At 73.2% G+C, this 19,213-nt stretch carries 15 protein-coding genes and 1 pseudogene; 7 read left to right on the forward strand and 9 right to left on the reverse strand.

Annotated features, from left to right (window positions below):
* Window positions 1-59: 59 nt before the first annotated feature.
* The 4 genes from Cba03nite_RS01525 to Cba03nite_RS01540 form a co-directional block, all read right to left on the reverse strand.
* A complete protein-coding gene (locus Cba03nite_RS01525; RefSeq protein ID WP_203740823.1) occupies window positions 60-920 on the reverse strand; it encodes a nucleotidyltransferase family protein in 861 nt (286 codons plus the stop codon).
* 98 nt (window positions 921-1,018) lie between these two features.
* On the reverse strand, window positions 1,019-1,561 hold the full coding sequence (locus tag Cba03nite_RS01530; protein ID WP_203740825.1) for an NUDIX hydrolase: 543 nt from the start codon (window positions 1,559-1,561) through the stop codon (window positions 1,019-1,021).
* Window positions 1,558-3,486, reverse strand: coding sequence for a RelA/SpoT family protein (locus Cba03nite_RS01535; RefSeq protein ID WP_239125384.1), 1,929 nt, complete (start codon window positions 3,484-3,486; stop codon window positions 1,558-1,560). Before Cba03nite_RS01535 ends, Cba03nite_RS01530 begins: the two co-directional genes overlap by 4 nt.
* 199 nt (window positions 3,487-3,685) lie before the next feature.
* Window positions 3,686-5,368, reverse strand: coding sequence for a DEDD exonuclease domain-containing protein (locus Cba03nite_RS01540; RefSeq protein WP_203740944.1), 1,683 nt, complete (start codon window positions 5,366-5,368; stop codon window positions 3,686-3,688).
* Window positions 5,369-5,607: 239 nt separating this feature from the next.
* On the opposite strand from Cba03nite_RS01540, the gene Cba03nite_RS01545 reads away from it, so the two are divergent.
* The 3 genes from Cba03nite_RS01545 to Cba03nite_RS01555 all read left to right on the forward strand — a co-directional run bounded on the left by Cba03nite_RS01545 (window position 5,608) and on the right by Cba03nite_RS01555 (window position 9,687).
* Window positions 5,608-6,972 (forward strand): NYN domain-containing protein, encoded by a 1,365-nt coding sequence (locus Cba03nite_RS01545; protein ID WP_203740829.1) that lies wholly within the window; start codon window positions 5,608-5,610, stop codon window positions 6,970-6,972.
* A gap of 231 nt (window positions 6,973-7,203) precedes the next feature.
* Window positions 7,204-8,448, forward strand: coding sequence for a M48 family metallopeptidase (locus tag Cba03nite_RS01550; RefSeq protein WP_203740831.1), 1,245 nt, complete (start codon window positions 7,204-7,206; stop codon window positions 8,446-8,448).
* Between the two features lie 117 nt (window positions 8,449-8,565).
* On the forward strand, window positions 8,566-9,687 hold the full coding sequence (locus Cba03nite_RS01555; RefSeq protein WP_203740833.1) for a glycosyltransferase family 4 protein: 1,122 nt from the start codon (window positions 8,566-8,568) through the stop codon (window positions 9,685-9,687).
* Window positions 9,688-9,836: 149 nt separating this feature from the next.
* On the opposite strand, the gene Cba03nite_RS01560 is transcribed toward Cba03nite_RS01555, so the two are convergent.
* From Cba03nite_RS01560 to Cba03nite_RS01580, 5 genes are all read right to left on the reverse strand, one after another.
* Window positions 9,837-11,315: a glutamate-cysteine ligase family protein gene (locus tag Cba03nite_RS01560; protein WP_203740835.1), complete on the reverse strand. Its 1,479-nt coding sequence runs from the start codon at window positions 11,313-11,315 to the stop codon at window positions 9,837-9,839.
* Between the two features lie 130 nt (window positions 11,316-11,445).
* Window positions 11,446-11,964, reverse strand: coding sequence for an HIT family protein (locus Cba03nite_RS01565; protein WP_203740837.1), 519 nt, complete (start codon window positions 11,962-11,964; stop codon window positions 11,446-11,448).
* Entirely contained in the window at window positions 11,964-12,635 is a 672-nt protein-coding gene (locus Cba03nite_RS01570; RefSeq protein ID WP_120316171.1) for a response regulator transcription factor, read from the reverse strand. Before Cba03nite_RS01570 ends, Cba03nite_RS01565 begins: the two co-directional genes overlap by 1 nt.
* 53 nt (window positions 12,636-12,688) lie before the next feature.
* Window positions 12,689-14,401 carry a sensor histidine kinase gene (locus tag Cba03nite_RS01575; RefSeq protein ID WP_203740839.1) on the reverse strand — a complete coding sequence of 571 codons (1,713 nt, stop codon included), beginning with the start codon at window positions 14,399-14,401 and terminating at the stop codon, window positions 12,689-12,691.
* Complete coding sequence (locus tag Cba03nite_RS01580; RefSeq protein WP_203740946.1) at window positions 14,382-16,166, reverse strand: AMP-dependent synthetase/ligase; 1,785 nt, start codon at window positions 16,164-16,166, stop codon at window positions 14,382-14,384. Before Cba03nite_RS01580 ends, Cba03nite_RS01575 begins: the two co-directional genes overlap by 20 nt.
* A 206-nt stretch (window positions 16,167-16,372) precedes the next feature.
* Between Cba03nite_RS01580 and Cba03nite_RS01585 the strand changes: the two genes are divergently transcribed.
* From Cba03nite_RS01585 to Cba03nite_RS01600, 4 genes and pseudogenes are all read left to right on the forward strand, one after another.
* On the forward strand, window positions 16,373-16,813 hold the full coding sequence (locus Cba03nite_RS01585; RefSeq protein ID WP_203740841.1) for an SRPBCC family protein: 441 nt from the start codon (window positions 16,373-16,375) through the stop codon (window positions 16,811-16,813).
* Between the two features lie 95 nt (window positions 16,814-16,908).
* Window positions 16,909-17,340: pseudogene (locus Cba03nite_RS01590) on the forward strand (hypothetical protein); the annotation flags it as partial.
* Window positions 17,341-17,459: 119 nt separating this feature from the next.
* Window positions 17,460-18,404 carry an ROK family glucokinase gene (locus tag Cba03nite_RS01595; protein ID WP_203740851.1) on the forward strand — a complete coding sequence of 315 codons (945 nt, stop codon included), beginning with the start codon at window positions 17,460-17,462 and terminating at the stop codon, window positions 18,402-18,404.
* A 100-nt stretch (window positions 18,405-18,504) separates the two neighbouring features.
* Window positions 18,505-19,179 (forward strand): endonuclease/exonuclease/phosphatase family protein, encoded by a 675-nt coding sequence (locus Cba03nite_RS01600; protein ID WP_203740859.1) that lies wholly within the window; start codon window positions 18,505-18,507, stop codon window positions 19,177-19,179.
* The last annotated feature ends 34 nt before the right edge of the window (window positions 19,180-19,213 follow it).

Below are 19,213 nucleotides of genomic sequence, written 5' to 3' on the forward strand. Positions count from 1 at the left end.
CAGCCGTGCCATAAGTTCATGATCGACGGTCGGGTGGGGCGCCGGGCCCTACCGCCATGCTAGGCGGCGGGGACGGTGAGGTCCCGGCCGACCCTGATCATGCGGTGCAGATGCTCGTCACGGGCGACGTGCGCGTCGGGCCAGAGCACGCAGTCCTGGACCGTGCCGTCGACGCGCGCGCCGTCGCCGAGCACGCTGCCGGCGGCCTGGCCGGTGAGCACGACACCCGCGCCGAACAGGTTCTCGCCGCGGGCGGCGTGCAGGTTGGCCGCGAGGTAGTCGGCGGGGGTGCCGCAGTCGAGGTAGAGGCCGGCCAGCGGGATCACGTCGAGGCGGCCGGACTGCTCCGCCGGGCGCCAGGTGGTGCGGGCCAGCTCGCGCGGCTTGTCCGGCAGGACGGCCACGTCGGCGGCGGGCAGCAGCGAGGCCCCGGCGAAGTTGTAGCCGTGGAACGGGTCGGGCTTGCCGGCCTTGACGCCGTGCATCCGCACCCGGTCACCGTCCCACCCCGCCAGCAGCGCGCCGAGGTCGGCGGGGCCGGTCACGCCGACGTACGCGTCGGCGTTGAGCACCAGCACGCCGCGCCCGGCGATCCAGTCCCGCAGGTTGCCCAGCGCGCCCGCGGTGCCCAGCGGCTCCTCCTCGACCGACAGGTGCGCCCGGTCCCCGACGTGCTCGGCGACCTGCCCGGCCAGCCAGTGCGCGTTGACCGCGACCCGGTCCGGCCCGGTCAGCCCGACCTCGGCCAGCCGCGCCAGGGCCCTGTCCAGCAGCGGCACGTTGCCGATCGGCACCAGCGCCTTGGGCCGCAGCATGGTCAGCGGCCGCAGCCGCGTGCCGAGCCCGGCGGCCAGCACCACCGCGCAGAGATCGGCGGGGGCGGTCACCGGACCGTCCTGTTCCTGGCCGAACGTGCTCATCGGACCGTCCTGGTGCTCGTCGGGTGGCCATCGCCGGCCGGTGGCCCGAACGGTCACCGGCGCTCCAGACATCATCCAAGCGGGCGGCCCCGCCGCCTTCAGCGGGTGGCGCCGGTCTGGTCGCGGTATGCCTCCGGGCCGATGCCGTAGTGGCCGAGCAGCCGTGCGGTGGCCGGGGTCAGCACGGGCAGGTCGTCCACCGCGTGCCAGCGGGCCTCCCACACCTCGGCGCCGTCGACGCTGGTCTGCGTCGTCGAGGCGGGCACCCGGGCGGTGAAGACCATGTCGACCCAGTGGCCCGTGTGGTGCACCATCGCGTTCGGCACGGCGGGACTGACCTGGTCGGGGGTCAGCTGGATGCCGGTCTCCTCGGCCGCCTCGCGGCACGCCGCGTCGATCGGGGCCTCACGCCGCTCCAGCAGCCCGGCGGGCAGCGTCCAGCCCCGGCCGGGCGGCTGGCGCAGCAGCAGGATGCGCTCGGGGCCGGTCGCCTCGCTGTCGAAGATCAGCACGACCGAGCCCACCGAATACCGCGCGGTCACGGTCTTGACCAGCCGGTGCCGCCAGCGTGGCGGGATCCGGTAGAAGACGCCGTAGCCGAAGGAGACGAGCTTCCTGCGCAGCGGTGAGCGTCGGTTCACCGTGCCAGGCTAGTCGACGAGCGCCTCGCCGGAGCGTCAGCGGCGTCGCGCCGCGGGGCGACCACGCTCACGGGCGTCGACCGGGCCGCCTCGCCCTGGTTGTCGACGCTCGCGATGAGCTGGTCGACGATGGTGTCGGCGGATACCCGGTGTTCGGCGACCGCCATCAGCAGCGTGTCGAGATCCGGATACTCCAGCGCCACGGCGAGGCTGGCCAGCCGCTGCTCGTCGGCCAGGGCCCGGTCGCGGCGGCGCAGCGCCAGGCCGATCGCGGCCCGCCCCAGCTGCAGCCGGTCGCTGACCGTGCCCGCGGCGACCTCCGGCTCGGTGAACCGGCGGCTCAGCCGCAGCCGAGCGTTGGGCGACTTCACGAACTCCAGCCACTCCCGGCGCGGGCCGGGGTGGTTGCGCGCCCGGCTGACCAGGATGTCGACCACGTCGCCGTCGGTCAGCGCGGCGTTGAGCGGGGTGAGCACCCCGTTCACGGTCGCCGCGACGCACCGGTCGCCGGTGCGGGTGCCCAGCTCGTACGCCACGTCCACCGGGCTCGCCCCGGCGGGCAGCAGCAGCTGGCGTCCCCAGGCGAAGACCTGGATCTGCTGCTCGGCCAGGTCACAGCGCAGTGTCTCGACGAACTGCACCGCGTCGGGAGCGGCCTGCTCCAGGTCCAGCGCGCGGCGCAGCCAGGCGTGCTCGCCGGGCTGGCGCTGCGGCGGCGGCGCCTCGCGCCGTTCGGTGCGCGTCTGGCCGAACAGGCCGAGCCCGGACCGCCGCGCCGGCCGGGCCGGGTAGCGGTACGGCGCGACGACGCCGTACTCGACCGCGCGGTGCATCTGCTCGGTGCGGATCAGCACCTCGACCATCTGGTCGTCGGGGCCCAGCACGGTGGTGTGCAGCGAGCGGTAGAGATTGTTCTTGGGCGCCGCGATGAAGTCCTTGAACCGGCCCGGGATCGGCTTCCACTGCTGGTGCACCGCGCACAGCGCGCCGTAGCAGTCCGCCTCGTCGCCGTCCATCACCACCACGATGCGGGGCAGGTCCATCGGCACCGGGCTGCCCGCCTGCCGGGTGTCCTTCCAGATCGAGTAGTAGTGCCGGGGGCGCGGCTCGACGCGGCCGTCCAGCCGCTCCCGCCGCAGCGCGGCCGACCCGATGGTGACCAGGTTCTGCACGTAGTCGTTCCAGTCGGGGCGGTTGGACACCATGGAGTCGATGCGCCCGTACTCGTCCGGGTCGAGGAACAGCAGCACCTTGTCTTCCAGCTCGCGCTTGAGCGCCTGGATGCCGAGCCGGTCGCAGAGCGGCACCAGCACCTCGCGGGTCGCCCCGGCGATGCGGGCGCGGGAGGCGGCTGAGCGGGCGTCCAGGGTCTGCATGTTGTGCAGCCGGTCGGCCAGCTTGATGACCAGCACCCGGATGTCCTGCCCGGCGGCGACGATCATCTTGCGGATGGTCTCCGCCTCGGCACGGGCGCCGAAGTGGGCCTTGTCGAACTTGGTCACCCCGTCGACCAGCAGGGCGACGTCCGGGCCGAAGTCCGCGCGTAGCTGGGCCAGGGTGTAGCTGGTGTCCTCGACGGTGTCGTGCAGCAGCGCGGCGACCAGCGTGGTGCCGTCCATGCCCAGGTGGGCGAGGATCTCCGCGACGGCGAGCGGATGGGTGATGTACGGATCACCGCTCTTGCGCATCTGGCCGCGGTGCATGCGCTCGGCGACCACGTACGCCCGGCGCAGCAGCGCCACGTCCGAGCCGGAGTGCACGGTGCGGTGCGCCTTGATCAGAGCCGCCACCGGGTCGGCGGGCGCCTGTGCCCGCTCGGCCGGCCAGCTGAGCATCGCCCGGATCCGGGTGCTGAGCAGGCTCTCGCCCGCCCGGCCCGTGGTTGCCGGAATCCCCGTCGCCACCGCAGCGGCATCCGCGTCCACTGAGGACACCCCCCTCACCGCCCGGAGGTGGAGCGTCGACCAGCACGTCCGCGGTCCCGGCGTGCCATGACCGCCCACTTCCGAGAGATCTCTGGATATCGCTCCATAGCCTAGTAACGAACGTGGCAGCCGTTCGGTCAAGACCTTTCATGCATTCGGTCAAGTAATGGCCGAACGGTTCACGGGAGGTGACCGGGAGTCAGCCGGGCTGCCGCTGCTGGGGCGTCCCCAGCAGGCGACGCCACCGGGCCGGGCCGCGGGCCGGGGAGGCCCAGCCCGAGGTGGCCTCCACCAGGCGCGTCTCCGGTCGCTCCAGCCAGTCGAGGATGCGCTCGGTCTCCTCCGGGGTGGCGCACGGCGTCGGGCCGGGCGCGGCCAGCACCGTCTCCGCGGTCGGCCGGATCAGCTCCAGCGTCCGTCGCGGATGGACGCCGGGCGCGGCGGTCGCGGCGGCGGCGAGCCGGCCGTGCCGGACGATGGCGATCTCCCACGCGTTCTGCTCGGTGCGCCGGGCCGCGATCAGCTCCTCGATCGAGGTCAGCGAGGCCAGCCGCTGCATGCGGATCGCCGCCCGCAGGAACGCGGTCAGCCGGTCGCGCACCGCCGCCGCGTCCTCGTAGCGCTGGGCGTCCGACAGCCGGTGGATCCGGGCCAGCAGCGGGTCCACCACCGCGTCCGGGTCGCCGCCGAACGCGGCCCGCAGCGGCGCCGCGGCGCGCTCGTCGTAGTCCTCCGTGCTGATCGCCAGCGTGCAGGGCGCCGGGCACTTGCCCAGCTCGGCCAGCGCGCAGGCGGCCGTGGCCTTGCGCGCGGACAGCCGGGGCGTGCACTGCCGCAGCGGCAGCGCCTCGTGGATCGCGTCCACCGCCGCCTGCGCGGCCGACCGCCCGGCGAACGGCCCGAGATAGGCGCCGCCGTCGGCGGCCAGCTGCCGCACCACGGACAGCCGGGGGTAGGGCTCGGCGGTCAGCTTCAGCCACTGCACCCGCTCCGGATGCTTGGAGCGCCGGTTGTACGGCGGCGCGTGCGCCGCGATCAGCCGCAGCTCGCGTACCTGCGCCTCCAGGCCGTGGGCGCACTCGACCGCGTCCACCCGCACGGCGGCGCCCAGCATCTCCTTGATCCGGGCCCGGCGCTCGGCGGCGGTGAAGTAGCTGCGCACCCGGGTGGCGATGTCGGTGGAGGTGCCGACGTAGAGCGGGCGGCCGTCGGCGGCCCGGAACAGGTAGACCCCAGGAGCGTGCGGCAGGCCCTCGGCCAGGTGCTTCTTGGCCCGCTGCACCGGCGCGACGGCCTTGACGAACTCGATGGTGTCGCCGAGGGTGTGTACCCGGTGCCCGCCCAGCCGGGCGATCAGCGCGTGCAGCACCCCGACGGTGGCGCGGGCGTCGGCCATGGCCCGGTGCGAGGGCTGGTCGGCGACGCGGAAGTACGCCGCCAGCGTGCCGAGCTTGTTGTTGGGCACCTCGTCGCGCAGCAGCACCCGCCGGGCGAGCTGCACCGTGTCCACGATGCGCGGGTTGGGCCAGCGGTAGCCGTGCGCGGCGCAGGCCGCCTTCAGGAAACCCGTGTCGTACGGCGCGTTGTGCGCCACCAGCACGGCGCCGGACAGGAACTCCAGCAGTGACGGCAGCACCGCTTCGATCGGCGGGGCCTCCATGGTCATCGTGGTGGTGATGCCGGTCAGCACGGTGATGAACGGCGGAATGGGCACCCCGGGATTGATCAGCGTGCCGAACGAGCCCAGCTCCTCGCCGCCGCGCACCTTGACCGCCCCGATCTCGGTGATGCCCGCGCCGTCCGGGGCGCCGCCGGTGGTCTCCAGGTCCAGCACCACGAAGGTGGTGTGCCGCAGGTCCAGCTGCAGCGGGTCGGCCAGCATGCCGTCGAGGGTGGGCTGCTCGAAACGGTCACGCGACGCGGCGGGGCCGGGTCGCGGCACGTGGTTCGGGGACGGCACAGACCGGACGGTAGACCTACCGTACGACGTAACGCCGCCGGTCGATCGGCGACACGGGCGGCGAACACCCGTGACGTGGCACGTTCCCTCGGGCGGTCGGTGCGTTAAGTGAGCCGCGAACCCTAGCGACAAGATCGGCGGGACGGTGGAACACTAGGACCATGTCAGCCGCTGAACTTTCGTTCGACGCCTCGGCCGGGGATCCGGCGGAGGCGGCTGACTTCGTGCCCGAGCCCATCCTGTCCGAGCCGATCCGGCAGCGTGTCGTCTCCCTCGCCGCGGGGGTGCTCACCGCACTGCCCAACGACGAGATCCCCGTCGCGCTGCGCAAGGTCGCCAAGTTCGCGCCGAACCGCCGGGCCCGGCTGGGCGGGGCGGCCATCGCCGCGCAGCTCACCGCCGACCCGGTGTTCCGCCAGCGGATCGGCGCCAAGGTGCTGCCCGAAGCGGGCGAGCTGGGCACGGCGGTGCAGAGCGGGCTGGCCCCGGCCGCCGCCGACCCGATCGAGGTCGCCGCGCTGGCCTACCTGGCCCGCCCCGCGGGCTGGCGCGACCTGCTCGACGCCGCCGGTCAGGCCGTCGCGGCCGAGGCCGAGAGCTCCGCCGTGGCCGAGCACATCCGCGACGCCGAGTCACGCGCCGCCCGTGCCGAGCACGACCGGGCCGTGGCCCGGGTGGAGGCCGACAAGCTGCGCGACGAGCTGGCCCGGGTCCGTGACGAGCTGAACCAGTTGCGCGAGGAGGCCCGCTCCACCGGCAAGGCGCTGCGCGAGACGCAGGCCCAGCTCAAGCGGGCCAACGAGCTGCTCGCCATCGAGAAGGGCCGGGCCGCCAAGGGCCACGGCGACCACGAGGCCGAGCTGCGCCGCCTGCGCGCGAAGCTCGCCGACGCCGAGGCGGTCGCCGGGGACGCCCGCCAGGCCGCCCGCGACACCCGCGCCGTCGACGAGGCGCGGCTGTGGCTGCTGCTGGAGACCATCGGCCAGGCCGCCGTCGGCCTGCGCCGCGAACTCGCCCTCGACCCCGCCACCGTGCTCCCCGCCGACACCGTCGCCGCCGCCTACGCCGACACCCCCGGTGCCCCCACCGCCGCCAACCGCGCCCAGAACGCCGACGACCCCGCCCGCCTAGCCCAGCTCCTCGCGCTGCCCAAGGCCCACCTCGTAGTCGACGGCTACAACGTCACCAAACGCGGCTTCGCCGAGATGTCCCTCGAACACCAGCGCAACCGCCTGGTCACCGGCCTCGGCGGCGTCGCCGCCCAGACCGGCGCCGAGGTCACGGTCGTCTTCGACGGCGCCGAACGCGTCCACGGCCTCCCCGCCCCACCCCGCGGCGTCCGCGTCCTCTTCTCCCGCAAAGGCGAGACCGCCGACGAGGTCATCCGCCGCCTCGTCCGCGCCGAACCGCCCGGCCGCCCCATCGTCGTCGTCTCCTCCGACCGCGAGGTCGCCGACGGCGTCCGCCGCCACGGCGCCTACCCCATGAACTCCGAATCCCTCGTCCGCCGCCTAACCCGCACCTGACCCACCCCGCGCACGCGCCCCCGCCCGCGCCCCCTCTCCCGCGGCGATCTTGCGTGGACTGTGGGTGCGACACGCACTATCCGGGCAAAAGGGCAACAGTTCGTGCAAGATCGACGGCGCGCGGGGTGTCGGCCGCGAGGGCTGCGCGGGTCGGCGAGGGTTGGCGCAGTCAGACCACGACGGCACGGCCGGGCGTGGGATCAGGTGCGGCGGGGGTTCTACGATCGGGCGGTGACGGTGCGGGGCTGGGCTTGGGTGGTGCTGGTCGTCCTTTGTGCCGCGTTGGCGGTGGTGGTGGCGGTGCTGATCCCGTGGCAGCGGCCGCCGGCGCCGCGGGCCGATCAGCTGGCCGCGCTGGCGGAGCTGCCGGGGGAGCGGGTGGCCAAGGCGCGGGAGCTGCGGGGTGAGCTGCGCTGGATCCGGTATCCGGCGATGCTGGTCGGGCTCGGGGTCGCGCTGCTGCTGGGGCTGACGCCGCTGGGGGCGTGGCTGGTGGGGCTGGTGCCGGGGCCGTGGATCGCCAAGGTGCTCGGCGGCGGGCTGTTGGTGCTGGCGGTCGCGGACCTGGTCACGCTGCCGTTCGCGGCGTGGCGGCACACCGTGCTGGTCCGTTACGGCCTGTCCACGCAGGGCTGGGGCGGGTGGGCGGTGGACCTGCTCAAGGGGTACGCCGTGGGCGCGGTGCTCGCCGCGATCGCCCTGCTGGGCTTCTTCGGGCTGACCAGGCTGCTGCCGAACTGGTGGTGGGCGGTGGGCGCGGCCGGGGCAGCGGTGCTGGTGGTGCTGCTCAGCTTCGTGTTCCCGGTGCTGGTCGAGCCGGTGTTCAACAAGTTCACGCCGATGGCAGACGGGCCGCTGCGCACCGAGCTGATGGAGCTGGCCGCGCGGGACGGGGTGCCGGTGCGCGACGTGCTGGTCGCCGACGCGTCGCGGCGCACCACCGCGCTCAACGCGTATGTCAGCGGCATCGGCCCGACCCGGCGCATCGTCGTGTACGACACGCTGCTGCGCGAGGCCGCACCGGCCGAGACGGTCGGCGTGGTGGCGCACGAGCTGGGCCACGCCAAGCGCGGCGACGTGGTGATCGGCACCGTGATCGGCGCGCTGGGCGCGGCCGCGCTGGTGGTGGGGCTGTATCTGCTCGGCGGCTGGGGGTGGCTGCTGCGCCGGGCCGGGGTGGACTCGATCGCCGAGCCGAAGGCGATCGGGCTGCTGCTGGCCGTGGCCACCGTGGCGGGGCTGCTCGCAGGGCCCGCTCAGGCGTTCGTGTCCCGGCTGATCGAGGCGCGGGCGGATCAGCACGCGCTGGAGCTGACCGGGGACGCGGCCGGGTTCGAGGACATGCAGCAGCGGCTGTCGCTGGTGAACCTGTCCGACCCGGACCCGCCCGCCTGGGAGCAGTCGCTGTTCGGCAGCCACCCGACCACGGTCGAGCGGATGGCCGCCGCGCGGGCTTACGCCCGTACCCACGGCTGACCTGCGGCCTCGCGATCATGGCCGCCGCGCCGCGAGACCGCGGAACCGCGCGGCGCGCTACGTTACCGTGATCTCAGCGCGACGTGGCCGCGCTGATAGGGCCGGTAGGCTGCGCGGATGCGGACGCTGCTGGTGACCAACGACTTCCCGCCCCGCCCGGGGGGCATCCAGCAGTTCCTGCACAACCTCGCCATCCGCCAGCCCGACGGCGAGCTGGTCGTCTACGCGTCCACCTGGCGCGACCCGAAGCCCTTCGACGCCGAACAGCCCTACCCGGTGGTGCGCGACCGCACGGGGGTGCTGCTGCCCACGCCGCGGGTGGCCCGGCGGGTGGCCGAGCTGGCCCGCGCCGAGGGCTGCGACCGGGTCTGGTTCGGCGCCGCCGCGCCGCTCGGCCTGCTGGCCCAGGGCCTGCGCAGACGCGCCGGGGTCGAGCGCGCCGTGGGCATCACGCACGGGCACGAGGTCGGCTGGGCGGCGCTGCCCGGCGCCCGCAGCGCGCTGCGCCGCATCGCCGACGGCAACGACGTGCTCACCTACCTCGGCGAGTACCAGCGGGTACGCCTGGCGAAGGCGCTGGGGGAGCGGACCCGACTGCAGCGGCTGGCCCCGGGCGTCGACTCGGCCATGTACCACCCCGACGTGGACGGCGCGGAGGTCCGCGCCCGGCACGGGCTCACCGACCGCCCGGTGATCGTCTGCGTGTCCCGCCTGGTCCCGCGCAAGGGCCAGGACACGCTGGTACGCGCGCTGCCCCTGGTCCGCAAGGCGGTGCCGGAAGCGGCGCTGCTGCTGGTCGGCGGCGGCCCGCACCGGCCGACCGTGCAGCGGCTGGCCCGCGAGCTGGACGTGGCCGACCACGTGGTGCTGACCGGCTCGGTGCCGTGGGCGGACCTGCCGAAGCACTACGCGGCCGGGGACGTGTTCGCGATGCCGTGCCGCACCCGCAACCGCGGCCTCGACGTGGAGGGCCTGGGCATCGTCTACCTGGAGGCGTCCGCGGTGGGCCTGCCGGTGATCGCCGGCGACTCCGGCGGCGCCCCCGACGCCGTCCGCGAGGGCGAGACCGGCTACGTGGTCCCCGGCCGTGACGTCGCCGCCCTCGCCGCCCGCCTGGTCGAGCTGCTCACCGACGAGCCGCTGCGGCTCAAGATGGGCGCCGCCGGCCGCGCCTGGGTCGAACAGGAGTGGGGCTGGGACCTCCAAGCCGCCCGCCTCCGCACCCTCCTCACCGGCTGACCCCCGCCCACCCCGCCGGCCCCCGGGCCCGCCGCCCGTCCCCGACGTGCGCGCAGTTTCGGGGAAAGTGCACGAATGAGCGGCGTCTTACCTGCACTTTCCCCGAAACTGCGGCCGGACCCGGGCCGGGCCGCGGCCAGGGGCGGGGGTCACTCCTCGCGGGGCCACTCGTGGACGGGGGTGTTGGCGTGCATGTGGGTCATGTAGCGGAGGAGCATCTCGCGTAGGGCTTCGGGGCGTTCCAGGCCGCGGCGTTCCATGCGGTGGACGGTGTCGATCTGCCAGGTCGCGCCGTTGCGGCGGAGCAGGCAGCGCTGCTCGATGATGCCCAGCAGGCGGTCGCGCTCGCGGGAGTCCACGCCCCACGCCTCCAGCCCCTGGTGGGCCAGCGGGAGCAGGCGGCGCAGCACCAGCTCGTACGCGGTGAGGTAGCCCAGGTCCGGCCAGAACAGGTGGGCCTGGATGCCCTGCCGCGCGCCGGTGTAGAAGTTCTCGTCGGCGGCGGTGAACGGCATCCGCGACCAGACCGGCAGGCCGCCCTCGGCCAGCGTGCGCACCAGGCCGAACCAGAACGCCGCGTTGGCCATGATGTCCACGACGGTGGGCCCGGCGGGCAGCACCCGGTTCTCCACCCGCAGGTGCGGCATGCCGTCGGCGACGTCGTACACCGGCCGGTTCCAGCGGTAGATCGTGCCGTTGTGCAGGCGCAGCTCGGTCAGCTCGGGCACCTCGCCACCGGCGAGCTGGTCGGCCGGGTCGTCCTCGGTGCAGATCGGCAGCAGCGCCGGGAAGTAGCGCACGTTCTCCTCGAACAGGTCGAACACCGAGGTGATCCAGCGCTCGCCGAACCAGACGCGCGGTCGCACGCCCTGGGACTTGATCTCCTCGGGGCGGGTGTCGGTGGCCTGCTTGAACAGCGGGATGCGGGTCTCGTGCCACAGCTCGTGGCCGAACAGGAACGGCGAGTTCGCCGCGATCGCCAGTTGCACCCCCGCGATCGCCTGCGCGGCGTTCCAGTACGCCCCGAACTGGGCCGGGCTGACCTGCAGGTGCAGCTGGGCGCTGGTGCAGGCCGCCTCGGGCGCGATGGTGTCGGCGGTGACGTCGAGCGGGTCGGGCCCGTCGATGCGGATGTTCAGGTCCTCGCCCCGGGAGGCGAACACCTGCTCGTTGAGCAGGGCGTACCGCGGGTTGGCGGACAGCGATGACTCGGTCAGGTTCGCCTGGTACAGGGTGGGCAGGATGCCGATCATCGCGGTGTGCGCGCCGACCGTCTGCGCCTTGCCCTCGGCGGCGTTCAGGCTGGCCCGGACCTGCTCCTCGTACGCGGTGAGGCCGCCCCCGGCCAGCGCCCGCGGCGGGATGTTGATCTCGATGTTGAACTGGCCGAGTTCGGTGACGAACGCCGGGTCGGCGATGGCGGCCAGCACGTCGGCGTTGCGCATGGACGGCATGCCCTGCTCGTCCACGAGGTTCAGCTCGATCTCCAGCCCCGTGAGCGGGCGCTCGAACTCGAACTGGGATTCGCCCAGCATCAGCGCGAACACGTCGAGGCACCGGCGCACCTTCTGCCGATACGACGCGCGGTCCGCGCGGGTGAAGACGTGCTGCTGCACCTTCTCGCCCATGAAGGCTCACCGCCCTTCAGCGGGATCCTCCGCTAATGTCCCATAGATCCAGGGCGGCTGCCAGCCGGACCGGGAAAGCGCGAGGGGCGCCCGATCCGTGATCGGGCGCCCCTCGCCGGGTCGTGCGCGTTCAGGCCAGCCGGGTCAGCTCGGCGGTGATCGCCTCGCGGAGCTGGTCGTACTCCTCGGCCTTGGGGGAGACGAGGGTGTCGTGCTCCTCGGCGAAACGTACCTCGTTCGGGTAGCGCCAGACCGGCGCGTCCCGGAACTCGCGCGCCTCCCACGAGTAACGCGGGTGGATGTGCGCGTGCAGGTGGTGCAGCGAGTTGCCGAGGATCTCGTAGTTGAGCCGGCGGAACGCGGGGTCGAAACCGTTGCAGGCGGCGAAGACCGCCTCACCGAGCAGGCCCATGTCGGCCAGGAAGTCCGCGCGCTGGGCGCGGGTCAGGTCGGTGAGGTGGTCGGCGCCGTCCACGTCGGACAGCAGCACGCAGTACCCAGGGAGGTGCTGCGTGTCGCCGAAGACGGCGTAGCCGCTGTTGAGCTTGGCCATGACGAGGGGGTTGTCGCCGCGCCGGGCCGCGCCCAGCCGGTCGGTCCGCCAGTCGACGAGCAGCTCGTCGCCGTTGGCGTGGGCGTGCCTGCCCATCAGGACAGGTTCGGCGCGTCGGGGGCCTGGAGCAGACCGAGCCGCAGCGCGGTCATCAGGGCCTGGGCCCGGTTGGCGGCGCCCAGCTTCTCGTAGAGCTTCGAGATGTGGGTCTTGGCCGTCGACTCGCTGACGAACAGCTGCTTGGCGATGCCGGACACGCTCATGCCCTCGGCGAGCAGCTTGAGCACCTGGCCCTCGCGCGGGCTGAGCTGCGGGCCGCTCGGGGTGAGCCGGCGCTTCATCGCCTCGGCCAGGTCGGCCGCGGTGAACGCGCTGGGCGCGGAGGCGGCGTGGCGGGCCGCGGCGACGACCTCGTCCGCGGGGGCGGTCTTCGGCACGAAGGCGCTGGCACCGGCCTCCAGGGCGCCGAAGAGCTGGTCGTCGCCCGCGTACATGGTCAGCACCACGATGCCCATGGTGGAGCTGGACTTGCGCAGGGTGCGGGTGGCCTCCAGGCCGCTGCCGTCGGGCAGGCGGAGGTCCATGATGACCACGTCGGGGTGCAGGGCGCCGGCCTGGCGGACCGCCTCGGCCGCGGTGCTGGCCTCGCCGACCACCTCGAACTGGCGATCCCGCTCGAAGGCGTGGCGCAGCCCCTTGCGGATGAGGTCGTGGTCGTCGACGAGAAGGACCTTGGTTCGCCCCGTCGGCACAGTACTGGTGGACATGCCCGCTTACTCCCCTTCTGGCACCCGCGCACGCTGGCCGCGGGTGACACACGTTATCGCGTCGCCCTGCCCTCTTGTCGAGGGGAACCGCCCACGACCACGGCAACCGTGGTCCCTACCGGGTCCCGAGGCCGAATCTCTAGTCGGCCACGGATACGTTCCGCCCTCTCCGCCATGATCGCAAGTCCGTAGCGTCCGTCCGTACGCTCATCGGGTATGCCTTGACCATCGTCGGACACCTCGATCAGGCCGTACGGGGGATCGACGGTGCAGGTGACCCACAGGTTGGCGGCGTTGGCGTGCTTGCGCGCGTTGGTGATCGCCTCCTGCGCGATGCGCAGCAGCTCCGACTCGATCGAGGCGGGCAGGCGGCCGGCCTCGTCCAGCGACAGGTTCACCTTCAGCCCGGCCTGGTTGCCCGAGATGCGCGCGAACTCGGCGATCGCCGCGGTCAGGCCGCCGTGCCGGTCCACCTCGCTGCGCAGCTCGAACAGGCTCAGCCGCAGCTCGGTGATCACCCGGGTGATCTCGGAGCGGAGCACGCGCAGCTCCTCGGCCGTGTCCTCGGCGCCCTCGGGCAGCGTGGCCTGCGCGTTGTCGACGCCGTACCCGATCATCACGAGTTCCTGGGCGACGCCGTCGTGGATCTCGCGGGCCAGCCGCTGGCGCTCCTCGTTGGTCGCGATGGAGCGCACCTCCTCGAACAGCAGCGCGGCCTCCAGCCGCAGCGCCGCCGGGGTGGCCGCGGCCACGATGCGGCCGGTCAGCTGGGGCGGGTAGAGGTTGGTCCCGTCCCGCTCCAGGGCCACCAGGCCGACCGTGCGCACGCCCGCGATCAGCGGCACGACCAGCGCCGACACCGGGCCCGTCGGCTCGAACGAGCGCAGCTGCGAGCGCCCGGACACCTGCGGCTGCTGGCTGGCCCACGCGTCGGCGATCGCCGAGTCGGCGTCCAGGCTGGTCTCCCAGGCGGCCCGGGTCGACGTGTCGTCGGCCTCCACGCCGAACTGCGCCAGCACCACCAGGCGGCCCGCGCCGCTCGCGGCGAGCACCGCGGCCCGCTGCGGGCGGCCGATCGGGCGGATCTCCTCGATCACGTGCTCGGCGATGCTGCCCGGGTCCAGGGTGGCGCCGGGCAGCTGGCGGGCCACCTGGCGCAGCTGGGTGAGCAGGCGGGTGGCCTCGGCGTAGGGCTGCGGCGTGCGGCGGATCAGGGCGGCCCGCTGCATGGCGCCGGTGGTGATGGTGCCGACCGCGGCCAGGATCAGCCACTGCGCGCACACCGCCAGGTAGCCGAACTGGCTGAGCTGGCGTACCCCCTCGGGGGCCATGGTCAGCCAGCCCGCCACGGCCAGCGTCAGCGCGGCGACGCTGAGCAGCCCGGCCGACTCCAGCGGGCGGTTGTTGAGCATCGCGGCGGTGATCGGCACGGCCAGGTACGGCAACACGGCGGACGCGCCGACGCCGTCGGACACCGTGCCGGCCGCGTCCGCGGCGACCGCGATGGCGCTCGCGCCCATGCCGACCAGCACGGTCTCGGCGAAGCGGCCCAGCGGCGCGACCACCGGGTGCCGGGGCGCGAGCACCCCGGGCAGCGCGGCCAGCGCCAGCAGGGCGACCCAGCGCAGCTCGGCGGGGTCGCCGGTGGCCACCCAGATCAGCACGCCGACCAGCAGCAGCATGGTGCCGCGCACGGCGATCGCCATCAGCTGCGAGGCCGGGATGCGGGGCCGGCGCCGGGGGCGCTCAGCGGCGGTAGATGGCATCGATCTCCTCCGCGTACTCCTTCATCACGACCGCGCGCTTGACCTTGAGCGACGGGGTGAGCTCCCCGGTCGCCTCGGTGAAGTCACGCGGCAGGATGCGAAAAACCTTGATGCCCTCGGCCTGCGAGACGGCCTTGTTGGCCTCCGCGACCGCGGCTTCGATCTCGGCGCGCAGGTCCGCGTCCTCGCGCAGGTCGGCGACGGCCGTCTCGGGACGGCCGCGCTCGGCCAGCCAGGCGGGCAGCGCCTCCGGGTCGATGGTGACCAGCGCCGCGATGAACGGCTGCCGGTCGCCCACCACCATGCACTGGCTGACCAGCGCGTGGGCGCGGACCCGGTCCTCCAGCACGGCCGGGGCGACGTTCTTGCCGCCGGCCGTCACGATGATCTCCTTCTTGCGGCCGGTGATGCTCAGGAAGCCGTCCGCGTCCAGCGAGCCCAGGTCACCGGTGTGGAACCAGCCCTCGGCGTCGATCGCCTCGGCGGTGGCGGCCGGGTTGTTCCAGTAGCCGGGGAAGATGACCTCGCCGCGGGCCAGGATCTCGCCGTCGTCGGCGATGGCGATGGTCACCCCGGGCAGCGGCTGGCCGACCGTGCCGATGCGCTGCGCGCTCGCCCGGTTGAAGGTGATCGCGGGCGACGTCTCGGTCAGCCCGTAGCCCTCCAGCACGTTCAGGCCCACCCCGCGGAAGAAGTGGCCCAGCCGGTCGCCCAGCGGCGCGCCGCCGGAGATCGCGCTGTGGCACCGGCCGCCCAGGGCCGCCCGCAGCTTGCCGTACACCAGCTTGTCGAAGACCGTGTGGCGCAGCTTCAGGCCCAGGCCCGGCCCGCCGGGGGTCTGCAGGGCCCGGCTGTACGCGATCGCGACGGCCTCGGCCCGGTCGAAGATGGCGCCCTTGCCGCCGCTGTGCGCCTTCTGCCGGGCGCTGTTGTAGACCTTCTCGAACACCCGCGGCACGCTCAGCAGGAACGTGGGCCGGAACGCGGTCAGGTCGGCGACCAGGTTCTTGACGTCGGCGGTGTGCGTGGTCTTCACCCGGCCCTGCACCACGCCCAACTGGAGCAGGCGCGCGAACGCGTGCGCCAGCGGCAGGAACAGCACGGTCGAGGCGCCCTCGTGGAACAGCACGTCCAGCGCCGGGATGGCGTTGCCGATGTCGGAGAGCATGTTGCGGTGCGTCAGCACGCAGCCCTTCGGGCGGCCGGTGGTGCCCGAGGTGTAGACGATGGTCGCCGGGTCGTCCGCGCTGCCGGACTTGCGGCGCACGTCGATCTCGGCGGGGTCCACCGACGCGCCGAGGGTGACCAGGGTGGGCAGGTCGCCGCCGTCGATCTCCCATAGGCGGGCGAGGGCCGGCGCGGCCTCGCGCACGGTCGCCGAGTGCTCGGGGGTCTCGGTGAAGCAGCCGACCGCGCCCGAGTCGGCGAGGATCCACTGCACCTGCTCGGTGCTGGAGGTCTCGTAGATGGGCACGGTGACCCCGCCGCAGGCCCAGATCGCGTAGTCGATGAGCGTCCACTCGTAGCGGGTCTTGCTCATCAGGCCGACCCGGTCGCCGGGCTGCACGCCGGACGCGACCAGCCCGCGGGCCAGCGCGACGACCTCGGCGTGGAACTGCTCGCTGGTGATGTCATCGAAGCCGGTCGAGGTGCGGCGGGAGAACTGCACCAGCTGGGGCGTCTGTGCCGCGTTGTCCCACACGGGGTCGGTCAGGCGGGCCGTGTCATCGATCGTCACCGCCGGGGCCTGCGAAAACTGCCGCACCATGCGCTCCTTGGACTGCTCGTGCGGGCATCCGGCGCGCCCGCGCCGGCCGTCGGCGAAACGCCACGGCCGTCCCCGGCACTGTAGAACGTCGGCCCCGCGGTCCTGCAAACGCTGTCCTGCTTCGGACGGGGGAGCGGGGTCCGGCGCGCCGCCCGCCGTGGCGGGTCGGACCCCGGTGACCATGTACGGGTAGCCTGCTGGTCATGGCGGATTCCTCCTCCCAGTCGATCGTCATCAACACCGACCCGGCCCGCATCGCCGAGGTCATCTGCGACTACCCGTCGTATCCCCGGTGGACCCAGGCCATCAAGGCCGCTGAGGTGCTGGAGGAGTACGAGGACGGCTACCCGGCCACCGTGCGCTTCGTCATCGACGCGGGCATCGTGCAGGACGAGTACACGCTGCACTACGACTACGCCGAGGACATCTCGCGGATCGAGTGGCACCTGGTCGCGCCGTCGAAGATGCAGAAGGCGCAGGACGGCTCGTACGACATCGTGGACAACGGCGACGGCACCTGCACGGTGACCTACACGCTGTCGGTGGACCTGTCGATCGGCATGCTGGGCATGTTCAAGAAGAAGGCCGAGAAGGCGATCATGGATACCGCCCTCAAGGAGCTCAAGAAGCAGGTCGAGGCCTGAGCATGGAAATGTCACCGGGCACCGCCCGCGAGGAGGCGGAACGGCTGGTGGCGGCGGTGCTCGCCGCCGCGACGCTGGCCGCCAACGCCAACCCGCACATCTCCACCGGCTCGGCGGAGTGCTGCATCTGTCCACTCTGCAAGGTGATCGCCGCGGTGCGCGACCCCGACCCGGAGCTGGTCGAACGGGTGGCCACCGGCGCCGGCGACCTGGCCGCCGGGCTGGCCAGCTTCCTGCGCGCCGTCTCCACGCACCGGCCGGGGGCCGCCGACGAGACCTGGCGCGACGCCACCGCCGGGACAGGCGACACGCCCGAGCGCGGGTCAGGCGTGCAGGCTGACCCGGCGGGTGCGGAACCCGCCACCACGCCTGCCGTCAAGAAGGTCGCCAAGAAAATCGTCAAGAAGGCTGTCGCGAAGCCGACACCCGATGTTTCCGAACCGGAAACCACCCCGTCACAGCGCCCGGTTAAGGCAGCTAAGAAAGCCGTCCGCAAGGCCGAGCCGCACCCGCCGCCGGAGCTGTGACGGCGATCTTCGCCGGGCGACGCTCGCCGGAGCCGGTCCCGGCGTTAGGGTGATGCCCAGTAGAACGGCGTGGCACCCAAGCGTCACCGCCGGCAAGCCCAGCAAGGAAGGGTTCGGCCGTGGCACTCACCATCGGCGTGGACATCGGTGGCACCAAGGTGCTCGGCGGTGTGGTCGATCCTGACGGCACCGTGATCGCGACGAGCCGTCGCGACACCCCGGCCGGCGACGTCGCCGCGACCCGGGACGTGATCATCGATGTGGTGAAGGATCTGTCCACCGAGCACAGGGTGGACGCGGTCGGCATCGGCGCCGCCGGTTGGATTGACGCGACCCGGTCGACGGTGCTGTTCGCACCGAACCTGGCCTGGCGTGACGAGCCGCTGCGGGACTACGTCGCCAAGGCGGTGAACCTCCCCGTGGTGGTGGAGAACGACGCGAACGTGGCGGCGTGGGCGGAGTTCCGCTACGGCGCGGCGGCCGACGCCGAGGACTCGATGGTGATGTTCACCGTCGGCACCGGCATCGGCGGCGGCATCGTGCTCGGCGGCGGCCTGGTCCGCGGCGCGCACGGCATCGCGGCGGAGATCGGCCACATGCTGGCGGTGCCCGACGGGCACGTCTGCGGCTGCGGCCGGCACGGCTGCATCGAGCAGTACGCCAGCGGCAACGCGCTGGTCCGCTTCGCGCGGGCCGGTGCACAGGCCGAGCCCGAGCGGGCCAAACTGCTGCTCGACAAGGCCGAGGGCAAGGTCGAGAACATCACCGGCCCGATCGTGACCTCGGCGGCGCAGGCCGGCGACGAGATCGCGATCGACGCGTTCGGCCAGATCGGCTACTGGCTCGGCCAGGGCCTGGCCGACCTGGTCCAGATCCTCGACCCCCAGGTCCTCGTGGTGGGCGGCGGCGTCATCGACGCCGGCGACCTCCTGATGACCCCCGCCCGCCAGTCCTACCTGGACAGCCTCGCCCAGCGCGGCCGCCTCCCGGTGGCCGAGCTGCGCGCCGCCAAGATGGGCAACACCGCCGGCCTCATCGGCGCCGCCGACCTGGCCCGCCAGTAACAGCAGACATGCGTTGATCATGAACTTATGGCACGGCTCGACGGCGTGTCGCTGACATAAGTTCATGATCGCCATGTGGGTCGTGGGGCATGCTGGCGGGATGTCGGTGCGGGTGGTTTCGTACAACGTGCATTCGCTGCGGGATGATCTCGGGGCGCTGGCGCGGGTGGTGCGGGGGCTGGCGCCGGATGTGCTGATCGTGCAGGAGGCGCCGCGGCGGTGGCGGTGGCGTACGAAGTGCGCGGACCTGGCGCACTCGTTCGGGATGTACATGGCCGCGGGCGGGATGCCCAGCCTCGGTAACGTGATCATGACCAACCTGCGGGTACGCGTCCTCGACCAGTGGTGCATGCGCTACCCGCTGACCCCCGGCCGGCACATGCGCGGGGCCGTGTTCACCCGGCTGCAGGTGCCGGGGCGGGCGCCGTTCGCCGTGGTGGGAACGCACCTGTCCACCGACGACGAGGAGCGCCCCGGCCAGGCCGGGCTGCTCAAGCCCGCGATCGACGCGCTGGCCGACCCCGTGATCGTGGGGCTGGACCTCAACGAGTGCCCGGACGGCGGCTGCTGGCCGCTGCTCACCGACCGGCTGCTCGACGCCGCCGAGCTGGCCGGGCAGGGGGACCGGGGCACCTTCCCGGTGCCGCACCCGACCCGCCGCATCGACGCGCTGCTCGTCGACCCCCGCCTGGAGGTGCGGGAATACCGGGTGGTCGACACGCCCGACGCGGACCGGGCCAGCGACCACTACCCGATCCTCGTGGACCTCGCATAGCAACTCACGCTGGACAAGCTCCGCCGTAAACGGG

Source organism: Catellatospora bangladeshensis (assembly GCF_016862575.1).
Taxonomy (GTDB): domain Bacteria; phylum Actinomycetota; class Actinomycetes; order Mycobacteriales; family Micromonosporaceae; genus Catellatospora; species Catellatospora bangladeshensis.